The 3,920-nt window shown below is 59.9% G+C and carries 4 protein-coding genes; all 4 read left to right on the forward strand.

The genetic code is table 11. The features are described 5' to 3' along the window. The coding region (locus tag ACPDIX_RS14890; protein ID WP_423432593.1) for an RHS repeat domain-containing protein at window positions 1-1,094 on the forward strand (1,094 nt) is incomplete at its 5' end. 648 nt (window positions 1,095-1,742) lie between these two features. After that, window positions 1,743-2,198 (forward strand): hypothetical protein, encoded by a 456-nt coding sequence (locus ACPDIX_RS14895; protein WP_423432594.1) that lies wholly within the window; start codon window positions 1,743-1,745, stop codon window positions 2,196-2,198. Window positions 2,199-2,995: 797 nt separating this feature from the next. Then, a complete protein-coding gene (locus tag ACPDIX_RS14900; protein WP_423432595.1) occupies window positions 2,996-3,610 on the forward strand; it encodes a hypothetical protein in 615 nt (204 codons plus the stop codon). A 13-nt stretch (window positions 3,611-3,623) separates the two neighbouring features. After that, window positions 3,624-3,920, forward strand: a 297-nt coding sequence (locus tag ACPDIX_RS14905) for a hypothetical protein (RefSeq protein WP_423432596.1), incomplete at its 3' end; no start/stop codon positions are given.

Consider the following 3,920-nt stretch of genomic DNA (forward strand, 5'->3'; position numbering starts at 1 on the left):
GGCGGGTGCGGCAGACTTCGTACGTCTTGAGCAACGGGGTGTGGCAGGTGGTGGAGGACTTGAAGTTCGTCAGTGATCCCGTCCTCTTCGGCCGGCACATCGCCGAACTGAATGCCACGAACAACGCCTTGGTGCGTGGGTACATCTGGGGCTTGGACTTGTCGGAAACTCTCGACGGCGCCGGTGGTGTGGGTGGTCTTCTCTGGGTTCGGGCCGCCACCGGCCCTGCCGCGGGTACCCACTTCGTCCGCTACGACGGCATCGGGAACGTGTGGAACTTGGTGTCTGGCTCCACCGGCACCGAAACCGCCCGGTACGAATACGGTCCCTTTGGCGAGCAGTTGCGCCTGAGCGGCCCTGCGGCCCGATTCAATCCCTTCCGTTTCAGCACCAAACGCACCGAAGATTTCACGGGGCTGGTGCTTTACGAATACCGGGCGTATAGTCCCAGCTTGGGCCGGTGGTTGAGCAGGGATCCGGTGGAAGAAACTGCCTCGGCAAATCTTCACGCCGCGGTTGATAATGCGGCCATTGCGACGTTGGACGGCTACGGGCTCTCCGCACACAGGCCGCACACCGAGCAGCCTAGAGGCCCTCGACGTCCTCCCCGGCGGCCTCCGAGCCGCCCCAGGCCACCGATCAAGGATATTCGCAAGTGCCTCGTGACGTGCGCATTGGAAACGAGCGCTGTTGACTGGCTTAAGGCGAAGCTCGCTGGGATAGACATCTGTGGAAAACTAAAGAAATGGTGTGCCGAGCAGGACGAGCTTCCGCCGCCCCAACGCGTTCCAGAAGCGAGCCAATGGTATTCGGACGACCTGCTGAAGGCAGGAGAACAATGGACGCGGTTTATAGGGTGTGTCAGCGATTGCCTTGGCGGGCCGGGATGGGAGCCCTCTGGATTCGCACTCGGTGCAGGCACATTCGAGTGCAGACATGAGAAGCCAATAAGTGTAGCCATTGAGATACCAATCCTCGTAAAGGCCACAGAAACCTGGTATGGCATGGATCTTGATGTCAACGTCGAACTCGACAAGTTAAGAATAGACTGTAGATGGGTGCCCTTCCGGGAGTGCTGTGCGTGCCGGTTCTAGCAGATGTCTGCGACGCTGCGAAGGTGCGTTGTCCTCACGTCCGACCATGGGCGGGGTTCGTGGTCATAAAGATGCTCCAGCAGCGCTCAACAGGAAGCTGCAGCAGGAACCCAACCGGGGCTGTTCTTGCTCGAGGATGTGTTGGAAAGGAATGCAGTTCCGTCTGGGGCTTGGCCAGAGGAGTGTCAGCCAGGTCAGGGAGGACAAGGCGGGGGTGCAATACTGGCTCAGGCGAAAAGCCTTGCAGGAGGCGAAGGCTTGCGGAGAAGCTCAGGAACTCTGCAGGAATAGGCAGGGTCGATTCGTGGTGGCGAATTCACAGACACCCGAGATGCCCGACACCGGCGTTCGTCTGTTGGAGCATCCAAGGTTCAGGACGGCGTGGCAGGGGCCTTCCGAGATGAGGTTTGAAGACACGCTTTTGAGAAAGTTGCCGCAGGATGGCGCCCTGTTCACGTTCTCATGGGGTGGAGTGAGCTGGGGCATTCAAAGTGTTCCGCGTGGTCGGATGTTGGGCGGTTTTGCAGACGATGCCGCGATGCTCGGTAGAGCAGTGTGCGGGTGACACCGGAATCCGACAGCCCTCGGAATTAGACCTTTGACCAGGCGGGCGACGCTATGCGGGCACGGATGAGAGTAGTCGCATGTGTGACAGAGATGCTGGTTCTGGCTGCAGTGTGGTGGCTGGTAACGACTGAGGAGCGGGACCGCCAGCAGTTGCCCGAGGTGTATAGAATGGAAGTTGCACTGTTCCGACGGTTATATGCGGAGCAGGCGGTGTGGTACACCGCCTTCGAGCCGTTGTCGCCTGAGTTTGTGAGGGCCCAGGCTACGTTTGCAGATGCGCTGGCACAGGGAGTGGTGAGTGGCTTCGTACGAAGAGCGGAAGATCCGGCTCGATTGAAAAGCTGGCTGGAAAACCGGTTAGCCCACCTGACACCCGACAGAATCGAATATCCTCTTCCGTACTGCGAGGCGCTGGGACGGGGACGTTTATTCTATTGCACATACTCGTTCAGAAATGGCACCGATGGACTTGAGATGGGCTTCGGGGTGGCGATCCTGCGGGATGGCCGGATCTGGACGATCGCGGGGACTCCTTGAGGAGATGTGGGTGGACCGCGCGCCGTGGGGAGAGATTGGTGGGGCGGAACGGGAAGAAGGCACTGGAGTGTTGCCATGATCGGACCTGCGGCATGGGCAAGGGGCGCGCAGAATGAGTGTCGAGCGGAGGTCTCCCCGGTGCTGAGGCGGTGCGCCACTTCCTGGTTGTGGAAAGTGGTGATGGAAGAGGGGCGCTGTTGCTACTGGAATGGCACGTTGCGTGCGCTGCGAGCCGGAGGATCGTCGGGCAGTGATCACCGCGGGGACCGCCGGAGAGGATTGAGCCAGAGTGGGCCGGCCTTTGGGCATTGCTCCCGGAAGTTGGCCGGGTACCGCTAAAACGGCGTGCGCGTGCAAGTACATAAGGCAGTTCGAACTTTTGGGCGAGCATTCGCGGAGGCATGAGCAGGGAAGCGCGCCAAGGGATGGCGGGGGAGCAGATGTTCAGGCGACAGAGCAGAGAGCAGAACGTTGTGGAGCAGGCAGGCAACAGCTCGGTCGGTGAGGTAGGAGAGGACCCGGGGGTAAAGCTGGAAAATGACCTTGGAGGGTTGCATGGGTGTTGGGACCGGAGAGAGGAATTGCGAGAAGCGTAGCAGGCAGAGTGGGGTGAGCATATGCAGAGGTGCAGGCTGTTCCATGTCAGGCAATCGGTCGCAGTGCTGCACTGCTGCTGCCAAAGACGACTCGTACTGTAGATGGTTTTCGGGTAGCATTTTTGTTTGGGTTCGCAGGTTGTTGAAAGACGATGAGACGCTGTCGGTGTGGTTGAGGTCAGCGGGAAGGAACGAGACGACATGGAAGGGAATCTGAAGGCAGACGGGTGGTCCACCGCCGTGCGCTCGCGAGTGCAGTGGTCAGTGAGATGGTTGAGTGGAGCGCAGTGGGTGATCCGCATCATGACAGCCTGTGCGGTCGTCTGGATGCTGGGAGGTGGTCGGCTGGAAAGAGAGCGTCCAGATCTGTTGCTGGACTTTCTGGATCCTCAGTCGGCCAGAGTGATTGAACGCATGGAGCCTGTTGGGTTGCGCGGATATTGGTATCTAGCAGGAGTACGATGGAGCAGGGACAATACCGTAGTGTCGTTGGCCTTGGGGCAGACGAACAAGCCAGATGTGGATACGAACTGGTGTGCGCAAATCGACGAGGAGGTTCGCAGCCAGAACTGGTTTCTACCGCAGATGAGCAACTACTGGCGGGCAATTGAGCTGGGTGGAGTGAGTCTGTACTACGAACGGATTTGCGTGGTTAACGGGTGTATTGTAATGACGAATGGCGTGATGGTGTTGAGAAACGGTGAAGTGCTGTATCACTACCCGCCCTTGGGATCGCTGGCGTCGCCTCGAGTTGTGGGTAAGGTGAGCGATGGAGTGGAGCCGCCGCCGTGGAGGCTGAAGGGCCAGAGTCCCTGAAGGCAATCAGGCCGTGGCGATTTTGGAGGTGGGCGGCTTGAAAGAGGCGGGGGAGGCGGCGACGGTGACGTTGTGGTGGGGGAGCAACGAATGGGCGCGGGCGATTCAGCAGGGACGGTACTGGTACGGTGAGGCCTTGGTGAACAACGCGACGGGATCGGTGTGGGCGGTGATTACGAACCTGGGCGTGGTGCGGGGCCAACCGGACCGGGTGCAGTCGGAGACGCGGTCGGCCTTTGTGGCGCAGACGCCGGAGCTGCTGATCCACGATCTGGACGGCAACCTTGTGCGGGATGGGCGGTGGATGTAC

Source organism: Limisphaera sp. 4302-co, assembly GCF_049537155.1.
In the GTDB taxonomy this organism is placed as follows: domain Bacteria; phylum Verrucomicrobiota; class Verrucomicrobiia; order Limisphaerales; family Limisphaeraceae; genus Limisphaera.